We start from the raw sequence: 17,960 nt of genomic DNA, 5'->3' as shown, positions 1-17,960 counted from the left end.
TTGCGGTACCGTCCAACCAACTTATAGTTGAAAACACGTCCTACAAAATACTTCCTATAACTGCATAAGAAATTTCTTTTAATGCGCGGGAGTTTCCTGCTTGCGCATCTAATACCGCGAAACCCCTTTCAATTTTATATGTAATAGCTCACAACCACCTCAGACCCGTCCCAAACATTCCTGGCGTAGCATTATTCGGCAGCATCGATTAATCACGCACAAGAAAGAATAACCAATGTCAGAGAAACAAGGACCACCGTTGCCCCTGCCGCCAATTGATATCCGAGGAGAAGATCGCACAGTTTATTTAGAAACAACTCATGTAGGAGCACAACCAAAACCAGGGAAAAACCCTCAAGGTGGTGGTTTTCGAATTCCACCAACACGAGCTGGAGGAATGGGCTCTGGCATTACAAACACAGAAGGACTAAGGCGCGAAACCCGGGACAATATTAAAGCTACGGAAAACGCCGTTAAAGCTGCCTATACGGTTAATTCTGCAAATTCAGGAGTAGCAATCGAGGCTGACCTGGCGAACCTGAGAGCCCAATTCCCGGCCGCAGTATCGACAACCGCACAGGCATACCAGCACGAACTGAACATCAGAAACATTTTAACTCAGCAGAAGACGACTCAACTGCACACGCAGACGTCACTCGCCGACTCCTTTTACGGGCTCAGCCCACTCAACTCAACCATTGGTGATTACCTTGCCAGAGCTCAAGCTTTGGATGGGGCAGTAACGCCCTATGGTCCTGCCTATTCAAAATGGGTTGCGTCTTTTAAAGCTGGCTACTCCGCAAAGCTGCTGACAGAGCACATTCAACTTTTGAATAGTCAGCAGGTACACGTACAGAATCTACTTGCCGGTGCGCAAGCTGAAGAACGCCGGGTTGCCGCGGAGCAGCAAGCACAACGCGTCGCTGCCGAACAGTCACGCATCAGGGCAGAAGCTGAAGCACTCGCCCATGCTCAAGAGCAGGTCCGATTAGCAGCATTGGCAGAAGCCGAACGAGTGGCTGCCGAGCAAGCGCGGCTTGCCGCTGAAGCTGCCGCACGCTACATCGCAGCTGAACAGGCTCGTCTGGAAGCCGAGGCCGATGTTCAACGGCAAGCCGAGCAGTTGCGGCTCGAAAATCAACGGAAAGCGGAGGAGCAAGCGCTCCGGGATGCAATGGCGGCTCTTGATGCCGCAAAGGGCAGTCGTCCGTTTCGAGTATCGGGCGCGGCGGCGGCAAGCGGTCCGGTGTTCACCGTTGCAGCAGGAACCCTGGCAGTCGATGCGGTCACCAACCTCGCGATCAGGACTGCTCTGCGATCGGCCGCAGCCACTGCAATCACGGCGTTGGCAGCAGCCGTCGGGACAGCGTCAGGCGTCGTGATAGTTGTTGGCGTCGCAGCGCTTGTTTATTACGCACTGCGGGACAACAAAGAACCGTACGCCTTGAGCCTGCCGCTCTCGGATTTAACGACCTACGACGCCGGCGCACTGAATGCCATCGCCCAGGCCAATGGAGACATCGAACTGCCGGTCGCGATCGGCTCCCGGTCTGTGGATAACACCACAGAGTTTTCCGTCGCTGCCACGAATGGCACCTCGGTGTCGCGCAAAGTACCGGTGCGTTTCGCGACCTACGATCCGGCTCTGAATGTTTACAGGAGCGAGAGCGCAACCGCCCAGTCGCCCGGCATGACATGGACGCCAATTGTCAGCCCGGGCGATGCATCAACAGCTCTTCCTGCGGCACAACCGGACGTCGCGCCCTACACCGGAGCTACCGCAACCGCCCTCGAAGGAAGGATCGACGAAAACCCGGAGCTGGATCTCTATAGCTTTGGAGGTTTCATTTACGTATTCCCGGTCGAATCGGGGATTCCGCCGCAGTTTGTGGTGTTCAGGGATCGGCGGAGCGAGCCCGGCGTAACTAGCGGTGCAGGACAGTTAGTATCTGGAAATTGGATGGGGACTGCCTCAATTCCCGAAGGTGCACCGATTCCCGCGCAGATTGCGGATAAACTCCGAGGACGGAGATTTTCGACATTTAACAGTTTCCGCAGCGAATTTTGGAAAGCTGTGAGTAACGATGAGCTATTGAACGGCCAGTTTACAAAACTGAGGCAAATGGACATGAAGCAGGGGCTCGCCCCAGCTGCCTTTCCTCAAGATCAAGTGGGTAAGAGAATCAAGTATGAAGTCCACCATATCATCCCAATCGCGCAAGGCGGCGAAGTCTACGACATGGATAATCTTCAAATAATGACACCTAAATCGCACATCCAAACTCACACAAAGGCAAAAGGAGTGAAAGAATGACTCTTAAGGGCAAACTGGAAGAATACACAGAAGCCGAATACATGGCTCTGGTCGAACGTTTATTCGAAGGTACTTACGCTTCTGAAGAAGAACACGATGCAATTGTTGAGAACATTGTTACCACCTCAGAGCATCCCGATGGCACAGGAATTTTGTATGACCCTAGAGAGGGCATTGAGGACAGCCCGAAAGGTGTGATAAATGCAATAAAACAGTGGCGACTAGATAACGGAAAAACCGGATTCAAAGCCGGATAACACGCGTAAAAAAGGGGAGCAAGCACTCACACTTGCCCCCTTTTTCAATTTATTACAACGAATACTTCTGCAAATTCCCCATCATCTCCTTCAGCGCCTCAATGTTGTCCTTCGGATGCGCCGCCCCTTCGAAATCACAAATCTGCTGCCAATGCGCCGCCACGTCTTCCGGGGAGAACCCCACCCGCGGATCGAAACCGGCGCCGAGGCTGCGTTCCCAGCGCACCTTGCCCATCCAGCCGCCGCCCACTTCGAACAGCCCGGAGGTTTCCTGGCAGTTTTCGCTGGCCAGGTACACCACCAGCGGGCTGACGAGTTCCGGTTTGAGTTGTTCGAACACTTGCGGCGGGATCAGGCCTTCGGTCATGCGGGTGCCGCCGGTGGGAGCGATAGCGTTGACCAGGATGTTGTTCTTGCGACCTTCGATGGCCAGGGTACGGGTCAGGCCGTAGAGGCCGAGTTTGGCCATGCCGTAGTTGGACTGGCCGAAGTTGCCGTAGATGCCCGAGGTGGACGCTGTGAAGATCACTCGCCCGTAGTTTTGCTGGCGCAGGTGCGGCCAGGCGGCGCGGGTGACTTTGTAGGCGCCTTCGACATGGACGCGGTAAACCAGGTCCCAGTCGGCGTCTTCCATTTTGTGGAAGGTCTTGTCCCGCAGGATGCCGGCATTGTTGACCACTACATCGACGCGGCCAAAGGCGTCGAGGGCGTGTTGGACGATTTTGTCGCCGTCGGTGACCGAGTCGTGGTTGGCCTCGGCGGTGCCGCCCGCGTCGCGGATTTCGTTGACCACGCGGTCTGCCGCCGAGGCGTTGGCGCCTTCGCCCTGGGTCGAACCGCCGAGGTCGTTGACCAGTACCTTGGCGCCCTGCTTGGCGAACAGCAGTGCGTGCGCCCGTCCCAGGCCGCCACCCGCACCGGTGATGATCACGACTTTATCTTCGAAACGCACAGACTCATTCATGGGGAACTCCAGCAGGCCAGGACATTGCCTTGGAGTTTCAGGCACGGCGCTACGGGTCACAATGAACAGGGGGGAGGCTGAATGGTGTGCGATAAGGTAGGGGGATGATGAACCCGAGGCGGCCTGGCGGCCGACCTGTTGTTTGTCGACCGCGTAGATATCCATTGCTGCGGTAACGGCCACCTATGGCTTCGCGGCGGGTGGGAACCTGTAGGAGCGAGCATGCTCGCGATGGTAGCCAACAATGACGCGGGGAGCCTGACACCCCCAGGTGCTCTCAGGTTTTTCGCGAGCATGCTCGCTCCTACGGGGGTGAGAGCGCCCGGAAAGGCGGCGCCGTGCTCAAGGGCGCCTTCGCCGGCAAGCCGGTTGCTACGAACAAGCCACCTTGAGCGGCGGTGAGGTCGTCCGGTCGCGGAATGCCAGGTAGTGCTTGAGCACCTGGCAGGGCGCCTCGATCTGCGGGTAATGACCGATGTCGCTGAGCAGGACCGTGTCCGGGTTGGGTATCAGCTCACGGTAGCGCGCGATCATGTGGGCACCGGAGATCGGGTCGACCTCGCCATCGATCACCCGCAGCGGCACCTCGCCGCGCTGCATCGCGCCGACCCAACGCTCGCGCTGGGTTCGCCGCTCGGGGATGTAGGCAATCAATTTATGCATGACCCGTGGCCCGTGATTGCTTTCGACGAGGCTCCAGAAATCGTCCATCTGGCTCTCGCTGGGACGAGTTTGCGGGCCGAAGATCTGACGGAAACTCTTTACCAGGCCATCACGGCTAAAAGCACGGCCGATCATCCATCCCAACGGGCTGAGCAGGAGTTTTTGCACCAGCACCGGGCGATGGGTTTCGGGGAACAACCCGCCATTGAGGAATACGCAACTGGCGAGGTCGATGCGCGCTTCGTAATGCCGGGCCAACAGCTCCTGGGCCACGCTGTCGCCGTAGTCATGGGCAAGCAGGTGCAGCGGTTGCTCGACGTTGAGATGAGCCAGCAGCGCCTGCTGCAAATCGGCCTGTTCCAGCAAACTGTACTCGTGATCCACCGGTTTGGCCGAGTCGCCGAATCCGAGCATGTCACAGGCAATTACCCGATAGCGCTGGGCCAGTGGTTGCCAAAGGTAATGCCAGTCCCAACTGGCGCTGGGAAAACCATGGATGAGCAACAACGGCTCACCCTGCCCCGCCGTCCAGTAACGGATAGCTTGGCCATGGAACATGAAAGTCTGGCCGCGCTTGCGCCAGACACTCAGGGGAATCTCGGCGAGTTGCATTAGAGTTTGTACCCCGGGTCCAGTTTATCGAGCTTGCGCAGCAACGCCGGCCAAGCCAGCGCTCCGCCCATTCCTTGAGCACTTTTGGTGACACCGGCGATCATCGCCTTGGCACCCGCCAGAATCTGCGGTTCGATGGCAATCAGTTCAGCCCCTCCGTTCTGCGCCATGACCTGGATGTCGCAGGCACGTTGAAAGATAAACATCATCAGGAAGGTGTCGGCGATGCTGGGGCCACAGGTCAGCAGACCGTGGTTGTGCAACATCAGGAAGTTATTTTCTCCGAGGTCGGCTTGCAGCCGCGCTTTTTCCTCGTGGTTGAGCGCAACACCTTCGTAGGCGTGATACGCCAGGCTGGAAAGGACAAACAGCGACTGTTGGCTGATCGGCAAAATGCCTTGTCGCTGCGCCGACACCGCCACGCCCGAAGCGGTATGGGTATGCAGCACGCACACGACATCGTGACGAACCTCATGCACCGCGCTATGGATGGTGTACCCCGCCGGATTGATCTCGTAGGGGCTGTCCATCAACTTGTTGCCGGACTGATCGACCTTGACCAGGCTCGACGCAGTAATTTCGTGAAACATCAGACCGTATGGGTTGATCAGGAAATCTTCGGTGCCCGGCACCTTGGCGGAGATGTGCGTGAAAATCAGATCATCCCAGCCATGCTGGGCGACCAGGCGATAGCAGGCAGCGAGGTCGACGCGGGCCTGCCACTCGGCAGCGCTGACCTGGTCTTTGACACAGGAGGAGGACGACTGGACGGGGGCTACGCTCACGGCAAGGAACCTCGGTTCTTATTATGGAGTGTTTCCAATAACTACCGAGTCTAGTCACCCTCCGAGCTTCGCGTAGTTGCATTGGCAGCCAGCTTGATGGCCGAGCGAGTCAGCGGCTCGAAGAGTTTGGATCCATGGCCTGGCTGCCAGTGCACCCGCGTTACCGATCAGCCCCGCAGCGCGTCGATCAGTTCCGCCAGCCAAGGCTCGGCATCCGCTTCAGGGGTCACGCTTTCACTGGCGTCCAGGCGCAGCATCGGCAGGATTTCGCGAATGCCCAGCTCACCGAACAACTCCCGCATTAGCTCGCCACCGCCGCAAAAGGTATCGCCATAGCTTGCGTCGCCCAGGCCGATGACGGCCCCTGGCAAGCCTCGCCAGGCGGCGGGCAACTGGTCTCGAATCGTCGAGTACAGGGGTTGCAGGTTGTCCGGTAGCTCGCCCATGCCGGTGGTCGACGTTACCGCCAGCAAGGCTTCGGGAGCGAAGGCCTGAATATCCGCGAGGCTTGCCCGCGGGTTGTGGAAGGTTTCGAAACCGGCGTTTATCAAAATACTGGCGGCGTGGCGGGCAACTTCTTCAGCCGTGCCGTATACCGAGCCGGAAATGATGGCGACTTTCATCAATCTGATCCTGACGCTGAATAAAAGACCGGGATATTAACAGCACGGTCTGCATTGTTCTTTTAGAATCCCACAGACAACCAACAAGGAAGGGTGTCACCGATGATCAACGCGAAACTGCTGCAGTTGGCGATCAATGCCTCCAACGACGGTATCGTGATTGCTGAGAAAGAAGGCGATCAAGACAAGATCCTGATCTACGTCAACCCGGCCTTCGAACGCCTGACCGGTTACACCAGCGAGGAAATCCTCTACCAGGATTGCCGCTTTCTGCAATCAGGCGACCGTGATCAGGATGCCCTGGCGAAAATTCGTGACGCATTGAACAGTGAAGGCTCCTGCCGGGAAATCCTGCGCAATTATCGCAAGGATGGCACACCATTCTGGAACGAGCTGTCGCTTTCGACGGTGAAAAATCCGAATGACGGGCAGGTTTATTTTATCGGAGTGCAGAAGGACGTGACCCTGCAGGTCAAGGCGCAGCAGCGAGTGACGCAGCTTGAAGCGCAACTGGCAGAGGTCCAGGCGGAGCTTGCTGCGCTCAAAGCGACGAACGGCAAAAACTAAACAGTGAATTAATTGTCATTAACTACAATCACCAGAGCCTCTGTAACTAAATTTTTCGAGCCTAACCATGCAACGCGACGCGCTCCTGACCCAGGATGAGCTGGATTTTATCCAGACCATGCAACACAACCCGCAACTGAATGTGCGGGATGCGACGTCGAGTCTGCTCGTTAACGGTGGATCGCAGATCCGTGACCTGCTCACGCGCCTGGCCGCGCATGAACAGGTTACCCTTCAAGCCAACTTCGAAAACCAGCAAATGACCTTCCCCCTGCACTTGGTGGAAGATGAGTTTCATGCCATGCACCTGCGCCTGGGCGTGCCGAGTATTTATGAAGGCGGGCCATCGGTCCGGCCGTGGCGACTGGTGCTCGACGAACCGGTTGCGCTGGAAAACGCAAAGGGTCAACCCGGCACCCTGTGGGTGCACGAAGTATCGTTCAAAGGGGTATTGCTGGAGATTCGCAACAAGACCAAGGCACCCAAGCACTTCGCCCTGTGGTTCAGCCCCTCAGGCTATGAGCGCATCGCCTTGCGCGGGACACTCGAAAAAGAAACCAAACAGGGTTTCTACGCCTATCAGTTGAGCCAGAACGACCTGGACGAAACCGAGCGCCTGCGTCAATTCATTCTGCAACAGCATCGCCTGGCGCATCCAACCCTGCACCTCTGACCTTCAGGTATCCAGGCTGCCGGCCAGAAACTGGCTCAGGCGCTGGCGCATCACCGTACCTTCGTTGCCCAGGCAACCGATCGATGACCCGGCGAGGCTTTCCTGCGCCAGGTCACTGGCATCCCCAGCCAGGAGCAAGGGGCAATCCAGGCTCATCGCCAGGCGATTCAGGCGCCGGGGCAAGTCGGGGGTGGGGACGTGATTGGAAACCAGCACCAGCGCCCTTGGCTTGATCCGCTCGCAGACCAGCGTCAGTTCGTCGAACGGTTGGCCGGTGGTCAGCACCCGCACCCCCATTTGATCGTTGCCGAGGAACAGGGCGGCGATCAGCAACTCAAGCTCGCGACACTGGCCCGCCAAGGCGCTGACGATGACTCGCCGGGGGTGACGGTCACGGATCAACAGCAGGCGCTGTACCACCCGCGAGCGCAGAAAACCATCGAGGAACAGCCACTCGCTGGCCCGGCCGAACGTATCCTGGCGCTGCAGCAATTGCCTCCACAGTGGAAGAATAATGTCCTGGAAAACCACCGGTTGGGAGTAGCTGGAAAAAATCTGCCCGTAGACCTGCTCCAGCCGGATATCGTCAAACGCACTGACCGCGGCTGCAAGCTGTTGCTGCCACTGTGCGTAATCCGCCTGCACCAGATCGCTGGGGATGATGTGAGCCAATACCTGTAGCGGCTCTGCCTTGGCCAGGATCTTGCCGATCTTGCTGACCGCCACACCGCGTTCGATCCAGTTGAGGATGCTTCGGACCCGCTCAATGTCCTGCATCGAATACAGGCGATGCCCGCTTTCGGTGCGAGTGGGCACGATCAGGCCATAACGACGCTCCCATGCGCGAAGCGTGACCGGGTTCACACCGGTCAGGCGCGCCACTTCGCGAATCGGGAAAAGCTCTTCCCGTTCCAGGGAGAGCGCTGGCGACACACCCGGGGCAACGTCGGTCAAGACAGGCATTTATAGGCCTACATCCATGTAATTATCTGGGCCCATTCTACCTCCCCTGCACCTCAATCATTCAAGAAATAGATTGTTACCAAGGTCACCGGCCTGGCAGGGAAATCAGGAATAGTACTTGCTTGCCCCAAAATACAGCCGCCACCACGGCGCTGCGCCTGCGCAACCGAAGACCCGAAACCTGCAGGTTCACGGCTCGTCGCTGGTATAGTTTTGCTCTTACCGCGATGCGAGCCGTTCATGACCTCTTCTGCAGCCCCCATTCTGATCACCGGTGCCGGCCAGCGTGTAGGCCTGCATTGCGCGCAGCGATTGCTCGATGATGGCCATCGCGTGATTTTCAGTTACCGCAGCGAACGTCCCGGTGTACAAACCCTGCGCGATTTGGGCGCGATCGGGCTGTTCGCGGATTTCTCCAGTGAAGCCGGGATCGTCACCTTCATCAGTCAACTGAAAACCCACACCGACAGCTTGCGGGCAATCATCCATAACGCTTCCGAATGGCTGGCCGAGACGACGGACACCGATGCCGCCGCATTCACCCGCATGTTCAACGTGCACATGCTGGCGCCCTACCTGATCAACTTGCATTGCGCCGACCTGCTCGAACGCTCAAGCCCCGCCGACATTGTGCACATCAGCGATGATGTGACCCGCAAGGGCAGCAGCAAGCACATCGGCTATTGCGCCAGCAAAGCCGGGCTCGACAGCCTGACCCTGTCCTTCGCCGCCCGATACGCGCCCGGCATCAAGGTCAACACGATCGCGCCCGCCCTGCTACTGTTCAATGCCAACGACGATGCCGCCTATCGCGCCAAGGCACTGGCCAAATCCGCGCTGGGCATCGAACCTGGCAGCGAAGTGATCTACCAGAGCTTGCGTTATCTGCTCGATAACCCCTATGTCACCGGCACGACCCTGACCGTCAACGGCGGAAGGCACATCAAATAAGTGTCCCGAGGATCTTCCATGACGCTTTCCCTACATCAGAACTGCCTGTCACAGAGCTATCGCGAGATCCTCATCGGTCTCGGTGAAAACCCCGAGCGCGAAGGCCTGCGTGACACCCCGCTGCGCGCCGCCAAGGCCATGCAGTACCTGTGTCACGGTTACGAGCAAAGTGTCGAGGAAATCATCAACGGCGCCCTGTTCGCCTCCGACAACGATGAAATGGTGATCGTCGACAACATCGAACTCTATTCCCTCTGCGAACATCACCTGCTGCCCTTCATCGGCAAGGCGCATGTGGCTTATATTCCCACGGGCAAGGTGCTGGGCCTGTCGAAGATTGCGCGGTTGGTGGACATGTTCGCCCGTCGCCTGCAGATCCAGGAAAACCTCACCCGGCAAATCGCCGACGCCGTGCAACAGGTAACCGGCGCGGCAGGCGTTGCCGTGGTCATCGAAGCACAGCACATGTGCATGATGATGCGCGGCGTCGAGAAACAGAATTCGACCATGAACACCTCGGTGATGCTCGGCGCCTTCCGCGAGTCGAGCAATACCCGCCAGGAGTTCCTGCAATTGATTGGACGGAGCAAGTAGCAATGCCACAACTTCAACCAGGCATGGCGCGCATCCGGGTCAAGGACCTGTGCCTGCGCACCTACATTGGCATCAACGAAGACGAGATCCTCAACAAGCAGGATGTGTTGATCAACCTGACCATCCTCTATGCAGCCCAGGAAGCGGTGCGCGACAACGATATCGATCACGCGCTGAACTACCGCACCATCACCAAGGCGATCATCGCCCACGTGGAAGGCAATCGCTTTGCCCTGCTCGAACGCCTGACCCAGGAGCTGCTGGACCTGGTCATGGCCAACGCGTCGGTGCTGTACGCCGAGGTCGAAGTCGACAAGCCCCACGCCTTGCGATTCGCCGAGTCGGTGTCGATAACGCTCGCGGCAAGCCGCTAGCTACAAGCTTCAAGCAGCAAGCTGTAAACTTCGACTCACCGCCATCCATCTTGCAGCTTGAAGCTGTCTCAGAGAGACCTATGACCGATCAAGAACGCCTTGAGCTCGAAGCCGCCGCCTTCCGCCGGCTGGTGGCCCACCTGGACAGCCGCAAGGATGTGCAGAACATCGACCTGATGAACCTCTCGGGCTTCTGTCGCAACTGCCTGTCCAAGTGGTACAAGGCAGCGGCCGATGAACGCCAGATCGAGGTCAGCCTCGATCAAGCCCGCGAAGTGGTCTACGGCATGCCGTACGCCGAGTGGAAAGCCCAATATCAGCAAGAAGCCAGCGCCGAACAACAAGCGGCGTTCGCCAAAGGAAAACCCAATGAGTGATTTGAACACCCTGCGCGCCAGCCTCAAGAGTGGCGAACACGCTTTCGCCGATACGCTGGCATTCATTGCCGCCGGCTACGATTACCAGCCCCAGGCCTTCACCAATGGCGGCGTGGAAAACGCCGCCGGGCAGAACGAAGGTTCGTGCAAGACGCTGGGCCTGGCCCTGCTGGAAGGCCTGAGCGATGAAGAAGCGCTGCTGGCGTTCGGCGAGCATTACCGCTCGGTGGTTGCCACGCCTGAGGGCAGTGACCACGCCAACATTCGCGCGTTGATCGAGCATGGCCTGGCCGGTGTGAAATTCACCCGACGGCCGCTGACCCGCCGCTGATTCAGACGCAAAAGATCGCAGCCTGCGGCAGCTCCTACAGGATCTAGTTCATTCGCAACATGGCGGTGCGCCCGTAGGAGCTGCCGAAGGCTGCGATCTTTTGATCTTTTGCACATCCCGACTTTAAAGATTAACCCGGCGACTTTATTTCGTTTGCCGGGCACCGCTGCTCCCGGCTTAGATAAAAACAATCTTCCTTCTTCCGAGCCGGTCAGCCATGCGCAGCGAAACCATCAGCCAGTCGATCAATATCGTCCACCCTGTCACGCTCAGCCACGGCAAAAATGCCGAGGTCTGGGACACCGACGGCAAACGTTACATCGACTTTGTCGGCGGCATCGGCGTACTGAATCTCGGTCACTGCCATCCCCGTATCGTCGAAGCCATTCGCGAACAGGCCACGCGGCTGACCCACTACGCCTTCAACGCCGCGCCCCATACCCCCTACCTCGAGCTCATGGATCGCCTGGCGGCATTCATTCCGGTGGATTACCCGGTCAGCGGCATGCTCACCAACAGCGGCGCCGAAGCAGCGGAGAATGCACTGAAGATCGTCCGTGGCGCGACTGGTCGCACAGCCGTGATTGCCTTCGATGGCGCCTTTCATGGCCGCACGCTGGCCACTCTCAACCTCAACGGCAAGGTTGCCCCCTACAAACAGAAAGTCGGCGTGTTGCCGGGGCCGGTGTATCACTTGCCGTTCCCCAGCCGGGACAACGGCGTGACCTGTGTCGAGGCGCTCAAGGCCATGGAGCGCCTGTTCAGCGTCGAGATCGACGTCGAGGACGTGGCCTGCTTTATCGTCGAACCCGTGCAGGGCGAAGCGGGTTTCCTGGCCATGGATGTCGAGTTCGCCCAGGCGCTGCGCACGTTTTGCGACGAAAAAGGCATCGTACTGATTGCCGATGAAATCCAGTCTGGTTTTGGCCGCACTGGCCAGCGGTTTGCGTTCTCGCGCCTGGGCATCGAACCGGACCTGATCCTGTTGGGCAAAAGCATCGCCGGCGGCATGCCGCTGGGTGCGGTGGTCGGGCGTAAGTCGCTGCTGGATAACTTGCCCAAGGGTGGGCTTGGCGGTACATATTCCGGCAACCCGATCGCCTGTGCCGCAGCGCTCGCGACCCTGGATGAAATGACGGACGCCAATCTGCGAGCCTGGGGCTCACAACAGGAGGAAGCGATAGTCAGTCGCGTTGAAACCTGGCACGCGAACAAGCTGTCGCGGTACCTGGGTCGCCTGACCGGCGTGGGCACGATGCGCGGCATTGAGCTGATCAAGACCGACGGCACACCCGCTTCGGCGCAGTTGACGCAACTGCTGGCCCTCGCCCGGGACGCCGGGTTGTTGCTGATGCCCAGCGGAAAATCGCGGCACATCATTCGGCTGTTGGCGCCGTTGACGATTGAAGCGGCTGTGCTTGAAGAAGGCCTCGACATCCTTGAGGCGTGCCTGCAGAAGTTAACCTGAACATACGGTCCCCTGTAGGAGCTGCCGAAGGCTGCGATCTTTTGATCTTGCTTTGTATAAGATCAAGATCAAAAGATCGCAGCCTTCGGCAGCTCCTACAGGGGGGCATTTGTGTTGCCCACAAAAAAACCGGCAGAAGCCGGTTTTTTCTTTTCTACAGGATCAAGCGTTCTGCAGGTTGTCCAGGTAACGCTCGGCATCCAGTGCCGCCATGCAACCGGCGCCAGCGGAGGTAATCGCCTGGCGGTAGACGTGGTCAGCCACGTCACCGGCGGCGAAGATGCCTTCGAGGTTGGTCGCAGTGGCGTTGCCGTCACGGCCGCCGTGTACGACCAGGTAGCCGTCTTTCAGCGTCAACTGCCCTTCGAACAACGAAGTGTTCGGGGTGTGGCCGATGGCGATGAACACGCCATCGACTTTCACTTCGTCGAAGCTGCCGTCGTTGTTCTTCAGGCGGGCACCGGTCACGCCCATGTTGTCGCCCAGGACTTCGTCCAGGGTCGCGTTCAGCTTCAGGATGATCTTGCCTTCGGCCACGCGAGCGTTGAGCTTGTCGATCAGGATCTTCTCGGCGCGGAAGGTTTCGCGACGATGGATCAGGGTCACGGTGCTGGCGATGTTGGCCAGGTACAGGGCTTCTTCGACAGCGGTGTTACCGCCACCGACCACAGCCACGGGCTTGTTGCGGTAGAAGAAACCGTCGCAGGTCGCGCAGGCCGAAACGCCTTTGCCCATGAACGCTTCTTCCGATGGCAGGCCCAGGTAGCGAGCGCTGGCGCCGGTGGCAATGATCAGGGCGTCGCAGGTGTAGGTCGCGCTGTCGCCGGTCAGGGTGTAAGGCTTGGCGGCGAGGTCCACGGCATTGATGTGATCGAAAACGATCTCGGTTTCAAAGCGCTCGGCGTGCTCACGCATCCGCTCCATCAACGCCGGGCCGGTCAGGCCGTGGACATCACCCGGCCAGTTGTCGACTTCAGTGGTGGTGGTCAGTTGACCGCCGGCCTGCATGCCGGTGATCAAAAGTGGCTTGAGGTTGGCACGGGCGGCATAGACGGCGGCGCTGTAACCGGCAGGGCCGGAACCGAGAATAATCACTCGCGAATGACGAACTTCAGACATGACCTGCTCCTGTTGACCGGCCCGGAATACCTGGCGCGGAACGCCGGCTGACCGGCGGGAATAAAAAAGGACCATTGAAAGCACTTGGGGAAGGCTTGAACTCGACAGTCCTGTAAAAAGATTGGGTGCAGCGTATCGAGGGGGCGAAGATTAAGGAAATACGGTTTAACAATCCAGCTCATAGGTGGTCTCTATCCCCACAGAGTGTTTCCCAGGACGCCTTTGTTACAGTTAATGTCGATGTCGCTGTCGCGCTTTCGCCGGTCAGGCAAAGCCGGTAAGGTCGGCGCGTTTCCCACTGCCCGGAGCCTGTTATGCCCGCCCCTGTTCTGTCCGGCCCGCAATACTTGCGCGAAGGCCTCAAGCTGGTCCTGAGCCCCAGTTTGCGTTTGTTCGTATTGTTACCGCTGGCAATCAACCTGGTGCTGTTCGTCGGATTGATCTACCTGGCCGGCCATCAGTTCAGCCTGTGGGTCGATACACTGATGCCGTCCCTGCCCGAGTGGCTGAGTTTTCTCAGTTACATCCTGTGGCCGATTTTCGTCGTGCTGGTGGTGTTGATGGTGTTCTTCACCTTCACCATGCTGGCCAACGTCATCGCTGCGCCGTTCAATGGTTTTCTCGCAGAGAAAGTCGAAGTGGTGGTGCGCGGCACCGACGACTTCCCGGCCTTCAGCTGGGGTGAGCTGATCGCCATGATCCCCCGTACCCTCGCACGGGAAATGCGCAAGCTCGGGTATTTCCTGCCCCGGGCGCTCGGGTTGTTCATTCTTTCGTTCATCCCGGTGGTGAACATCATCGCGGCACCGCTGTGGCTGGTGTTCGGCGTGTGGATGATGGCGATCCAGTACATCGACTACCCGGCGGACAACCACAAGCTTGGGTGGAACGAGATGCTCGCCTGGTTGCGCGAAAAGCGCTGGCAGAGCATGAGTTTCGGCGGGAGTGTTTACTTGGTGCTGCTGATTCCGGTGGTCAACATCCTGATGATGCCGGCGGCGGTGGCCGGGGCGACTTTGTTCTGGGTGCGCGAGCGTGGGGCGGAGAATCTGGTGACCCAACGCTAGATCGGTCACAAATCCATCATCTCGTCGTCACAACGCCGACATGGCCTCAGCCGACACTGGGGCCATGACGACAGCCCTGCATATCACCCTGATCACCGAAACCTTCCCTCCGGAAATCAATGGCGTGGCCAATACCCTTGGCCGCCTGTGCGACGGTTTGCGCGCGCGCGGGCACCAGGTGGAATTGGTGCGACCACGCCAGGGCTGCGATCAATCGGCGAGCAGTGACGATGAGTTGTTGCTGTGCCGGGGCTGGCCGCTGCCGGGCTATCCCGGATTGCAATGGGGGCAGTCGTCGATGCACAAGCTGCTGCGGCGCTGGAAGCGTCATCGCCCGGATGTGCTGTACATCGCTACCGAGGGTCCTTTGGGATTGTCGGCATTGCGCGCGGCACGACGCCTGGGTATTTCAGTGGTGAGCGGCTTTCACACCAACTTCCAGCAGTACTCCAGCCAGTATGGATTCGGCATGCTGACTCGATTGCTGACCCATTACCTGCGTTGGTTCCACAATCGCTCGAACCTGACGCTGGTGCCGAGTGTCAGCCAGCGCATGGAGCTGGAACGTCGACATTTCGAGCGCCTGGCATTGCTGTCCCGCGGCGTCGACAGCCAGCTGTTTCACCCAAGCAAACGCTTGAATGCGCTGCGTGAGCAATGGGGGCTGGGCGAGAAGGACATTGCCGTTATCCATGTAGGCCGTTTGGCACCGGAGAAAAACCTCGGTTTGCTCAAACGCTGTTTCGACACGCTCAAGGGCACTTATCCACAGCGCATTCTGAAACTGATCGTGGTGGGCGATGGTCCGCAACGACAGCTGATGGAAAGCGAGTTACCCGAGGCGATTTTCTGCGGGACACAACGCGGTGAAGCCCTGGCCAGTCACTATGCGTCCGGGGATGTGTTTCTGTTCCCAAGCCTGACCGAGACCTTCGGCAATGTGGTGCTTGAGGCATTGGCCTCTGGACTGGGGGTGGTGGCTTACGACCAGGCGGCAGCGGCGCAGCATATTCGTCATGGCTACAACGGCGTGCTGGCGATGCCGGGGGATGAAGAGGCATTTTGTGATGCCGCGACGTGGTTGCTGGAGAAGCGCGAAACCTTGCGCTGTGTGCGGCTCAATGCGCGCCAGCATGCCAGTCGGCAGGGGTGGGCGGCGATTGTCGAGCAGTTCGAGGGGCAGTTGCGGGGGGCCTGTGTTGGGGAGGTGGTGGTGCCGAATGCACCGACTCTGCCCTGAGATATTGGGTGCCATTCAGTCAGTCTTCGCGAGCAGGCTCGCTCCCACAGGTTTTGTGTACAACGCATAACCGCTGTGGGAGAGAGCCTGCTCGCGAAAGCATTCTTCCAGACGCCGCTTAAACCAGCGTCATCAACGCCTCACGGCTGAATGGCAGGATGTCTTCCTCGCGACCGTCACGCACTTTCTGCGCCCAGTCGGGGTCCACCAACAGCGCACGTCCGACCGCCACCAAGTCGAATTCGTCGTTGTTCAGGCGCTCCAGCAGTTTTTCCAGGCTGGCCGGCTGCGCCACCTTGTCGGTGTTGACCATGAACTGCAGGAACTCACCGTCCAGGCCTACGCTGCCTACGGTGATGGTCGGCTTGCCAGTGAGCTTGCGGGTCCAGCCCGCCAGGTTCAGCTCGGAACCGTCGAACTCCGGTTCCCAGAAACGGCGTGTCGAGCAGTGGAAAATATCCACCCCGGCATCGGACAATGGCTTGAGGAATTCGCCCAACGCCTCAGGTGTTTGCACCAGGCGCGCGGTGTAGTCCTGCTGCTTCCACTGGGAGAAACGGAAGATGATCGGGAAACCCTCGCCGACCGCTGCACGCGTGGCCTGAATCAATTCAATGGCGAAACGCGAACGGTTGGCCAGGCTACCGCCGTATTCGTCGGTGCGCTGGTTGCTGCCTTCCCAGAAGAACTGGTCGATCAGGTAGCCGTGGGCACCATGGATTTCCACGCCGTCCATGCCAATGCCCTGGGCATCCTTTGCCGACTGGGCGAACGCGGCGATCACGTCCTGAATGTCCTGCTTGGTCATACCGTGAACCACGACCTGACCGTCCTTCACTTTTTCCGACGGACCATAACCCGGCACGCTGGCGTCCGGCTCGGTGCCAATACGGCGCACACTGCCGACGTGCCACAGTTGCGGAACGATCTTGCCACCCTCGGCATGCACCGCATCGACGACTTTTTTCCAGCCCGTCAGCGCCGCTTCGCCGTAGAACTGCGGAACGTTCGGGTAGCCGTTGGAAGCCTTGTGCCCGACAGTGGTGCCTTCGGTGATGATCAAGCCCACGCCGGCCGCAGCGCGACGGCGGTAATACTCGATCACTTTGGAATTCGGTACGCCGCCTGGCGAAAACGAGCGGGTCATCGGCGCCATGACGACGCGGGTCGGCAGTTCGAGGGTGCCGAGGTGGAACGGTTTGAACAAGGCTTTGACGGGCATGGGGACGCTCCACGGGAATAGACTTTATGACGGCTATAATATGGAGGCTTGCACGCGCTGAACAGCACTATTGATATGGGTGATTAAACATCAGAAGGGGGGATGTTGTAGGAGCCGGCTTGCTGGCGATGGACACGAAAACACCGCGTGGTGTCAGGCAATGCGCGTCATCGTTGACGACCATCACCAGCAGGCCGGCTCCTACGAAGGGGTCTGTCAGGCCAAGGCTTTTTCGATTGCCTGAACCACACTCGGATCATCCGGCGCCGTACGCGGTGAAAACCGCGCCAGCACACGACCATCTTTACCCAGCAGGAACTTCTCGAAGTTCCAGGTGATGTCACCAGGAAACTCCGCGCCCTCGCCCGCCAGCAACTTGTACAGCTGGTGACGCTCGTGACCGTTGACTTCCAGCTTGCTGGACAACGGAAAGGTCACGCCATAGTTGAGGCTGCAGAAGTTCTTTATTTCCTGCTCGGTACCGGGTTCCTGACCGGCAAACTGGTTGCATGGCAAGCCCAGCACGCTGAAGCCTTTACCTTTGTATTGCTGGTAGAGGTTTTCCAGCGCCGCGTACTGTGGCGTCAAGCCACATTTGGAGGCCACGTTGACCACCAGCACGACTTGCCCCTTGAAAGGTGCCAGAGGCAGCACCTGGCCATCCAGGGCTGTCAAATTAAGTTCGTGAAAAGCACTCATGACGTACTCCAGATTCCCGTGTTCTTCTCGAAACAGCCACTTGGTGGTGTCGCCTGGAACAGCCGCAGACTAAAAAGGCGCCCTCGGGGCGCCTCTC

20 protein-coding genes are annotated in these 17,960 nt (G+C 58.8%); 12 read left to right on the top strand and 8 right to left on the bottom strand.

Annotation, left to right across the window (positions count from 1 at the left end; genetic code table 11):
• The first annotated feature begins 235 nt into the window (after positions 1–235).
• A complete protein-coding gene (locus PG5_RS08440; protein WP_020796683.1) occupies positions 236–2,314 on the top strand; it encodes an S-type pyocin domain-containing protein in 2,079 nt (692 codons plus the stop codon).
• Complete coding sequence (locus PG5_RS08435; protein ID WP_020796682.1) at positions 2,311–2,571, top strand: bacteriocin immunity protein; 261 nt, start codon at positions 2,311–2,313, stop codon at positions 2,569–2,571. The genes PG5_RS08440 and PG5_RS08435 overlap by 4 nt, the downstream gene beginning before the upstream one ends.
• Positions 2,572–2,623: 52 nt before the next feature.
• Here PG5_RS08435 and PG5_RS08430 read toward each other — a convergent pair whose 3' ends face one another.
• The 4 genes from PG5_RS08430 to PG5_RS08415 all read right to left on the bottom strand — a co-directional run bounded on the left by PG5_RS08430 (position 2,624) and on the right by PG5_RS08415 (position 6,218).
• Complete coding sequence (locus PG5_RS08430; RefSeq protein ID WP_020796681.1) at positions 2,624–3,535, bottom strand: SDR family oxidoreductase; 912 nt, start codon at positions 3,533–3,535, stop codon at positions 2,624–2,626.
• Positions 3,536–3,907: 372 nt separating this feature from the next.
• Positions 3,908–4,810 carry an alpha/beta fold hydrolase gene (locus PG5_RS08425; RefSeq protein WP_020796680.1) on the bottom strand — a complete coding sequence of 301 codons (903 nt, stop codon included), beginning with the start codon at positions 4,808–4,810 and terminating at the stop codon, positions 3,908–3,910.
• On the bottom strand, positions 4,810–5,595 hold the full coding sequence (locus PG5_RS08420) for a class II aldolase/adducin family protein (RefSeq protein WP_020796679.1): 786 nt from the start codon (positions 5,593–5,595) through the stop codon (positions 4,810–4,812). The genes PG5_RS08425 and PG5_RS08420 overlap by 1 nt, the downstream gene beginning before the upstream one ends.
• A gap of 167 nt (positions 5,596–5,762) precedes the next feature.
• Entirely contained in the window at positions 5,763–6,218 is a 456-nt protein-coding gene (locus PG5_RS08415) for a flavodoxin (protein WP_020796678.1), read from the bottom strand.
• 102 nt (positions 6,219–6,320) lie between these two features.
• On the opposite strand from PG5_RS08415, the gene PG5_RS08410 reads away from it, so the two are divergent.
• Both PG5_RS08410 and PG5_RS08405 read left to right on the top strand, forming a co-directional pair.
• On the top strand, positions 6,321–6,785 hold the full coding sequence (locus PG5_RS08410) for a PAS domain-containing protein (protein WP_020796677.1): 465 nt from the start codon (positions 6,321–6,323) through the stop codon (positions 6,783–6,785).
• Between the two features lie 67 nt (positions 6,786–6,852).
• Complete coding sequence (locus tag PG5_RS08405) at positions 6,853–7,458, top strand: hypothetical protein (protein ID WP_020796676.1); 606 nt, start codon at positions 6,853–6,855, stop codon at positions 7,456–7,458.
• 3 nt (positions 7,459–7,461) lie between these two features.
• On the opposite strand, the gene PG5_RS08400 is transcribed toward PG5_RS08405, so the two are convergent.
• Positions 7,462–8,421: a MerR family transcriptional regulator gene (locus tag PG5_RS08400; RefSeq protein WP_020796675.1), complete on the bottom strand. Its 960-nt coding sequence runs from the start codon at positions 8,419–8,421 to the stop codon at positions 7,462–7,464.
• 240 nt (positions 8,422–8,661) lie between these two features.
• On the opposite strand from PG5_RS08400, the gene folM reads away from it, so the two are divergent.
• From folM to PG5_RS08370, 6 genes are all read left to right on the top strand, one after another.
• A complete protein-coding gene (gene folM / locus PG5_RS08395) occupies positions 8,662–9,372 on the top strand; it encodes a dihydromonapterin reductase (RefSeq protein ID WP_020796674.1) in 711 nt (236 codons plus the stop codon).
• An 18-nt stretch (positions 9,373–9,390) separates the two neighbouring features.
• Positions 9,391–9,966, top strand: coding sequence for a GTP cyclohydrolase I FolE (folE, locus tag PG5_RS08390; protein WP_020796673.1), 576 nt, complete (start codon positions 9,391–9,393; stop codon positions 9,964–9,966).
• 2 nt (positions 9,967–9,968) lie between these two features.
• Entirely contained in the window at positions 9,969–10,340 is a 372-nt protein-coding gene (gene folX / locus PG5_RS08385; RefSeq protein WP_020796672.1) for a dihydroneopterin triphosphate 2'-epimerase, read from the top strand.
• Positions 10,341–10,420: 80 nt separating this feature from the next.
• Positions 10,421–10,717, top strand: coding sequence for a DUF1244 domain-containing protein (locus PG5_RS08380; protein WP_020796671.1), 297 nt, complete (start codon positions 10,421–10,423; stop codon positions 10,715–10,717).
• Complete coding sequence (locus PG5_RS08375) at positions 10,710–11,048, top strand: HopJ type III effector protein (RefSeq protein ID WP_020796670.1); 339 nt, start codon at positions 10,710–10,712, stop codon at positions 11,046–11,048. The genes PG5_RS08380 and PG5_RS08375 overlap by 8 nt, the downstream gene beginning before the upstream one ends.
• Before the next feature lie 217 nt (positions 11,049–11,265).
• Positions 11,266–12,516, top strand: coding sequence for an aspartate aminotransferase family protein (locus PG5_RS08370; RefSeq protein WP_020796669.1), 1,251 nt, complete (start codon positions 11,266–11,268; stop codon positions 12,514–12,516).
• A 162-nt stretch (positions 12,517–12,678) separates the two neighbouring features.
• Here PG5_RS08370 and trxB read toward each other — a convergent pair whose 3' ends face one another.
• Positions 12,679–13,635 carry a thioredoxin-disulfide reductase gene (gene trxB / locus PG5_RS08365; protein WP_020796668.1) on the bottom strand — a complete coding sequence of 319 codons (957 nt, stop codon included), beginning with the start codon at positions 13,633–13,635 and terminating at the stop codon, positions 12,679–12,681.
• Between the two features lie 314 nt (positions 13,636–13,949).
• Here trxB and cysZ point away from each other — a divergent pair, with 314 nt between their 5' ends.
• Together cysZ and PG5_RS08355 are read left to right on the top strand one after the other, a co-directional pair.
• Complete coding sequence (gene cysZ, locus PG5_RS08360; RefSeq protein WP_020796667.1) at positions 13,950–14,702, top strand: sulfate transporter CysZ; 753 nt, start codon at positions 13,950–13,952, stop codon at positions 14,700–14,702.
• 40 nt (positions 14,703–14,742) lie between these two features.
• A complete protein-coding gene (locus PG5_RS08355; RefSeq protein ID WP_042955297.1) occupies positions 14,743–15,942 on the top strand; it encodes a glycosyltransferase family 1 protein in 1,200 nt (399 codons plus the stop codon).
• A 118-nt stretch (positions 15,943–16,060) separates the two neighbouring features.
• On the opposite strand, the gene PG5_RS08350 is transcribed toward PG5_RS08355, so the two are convergent.
• Entirely contained in the window at positions 16,061–17,164 is a 1,104-nt protein-coding gene (locus PG5_RS08350; protein ID WP_020796665.1) for an NADH:flavin oxidoreductase, read from the bottom strand.
• Positions 17,165–17,380: 216 nt separating this feature from the next.
• Positions 17,381–17,863: a glutathione peroxidase gene (locus PG5_RS08345; protein WP_020796663.1), complete on the bottom strand. Its 483-nt coding sequence runs from the start codon at positions 17,861–17,863 to the stop codon at positions 17,381–17,383.
• Positions 17,864–17,960 lie beyond the last annotated feature (97 nt).

Origin of the sequence: Pseudomonas sp. G5(2012) (assembly GCF_000408945.1) — a bacterium.
Lineage (GTDB): Bacteria > Pseudomonadota > Gammaproteobacteria > Pseudomonadales > Pseudomonadaceae > Aquipseudomonas > Aquipseudomonas umsongensis.
Note: the sequence above shows the minus strand (reverse complement) of the source record. Positions and strands in the feature narration are given on the sequence as shown.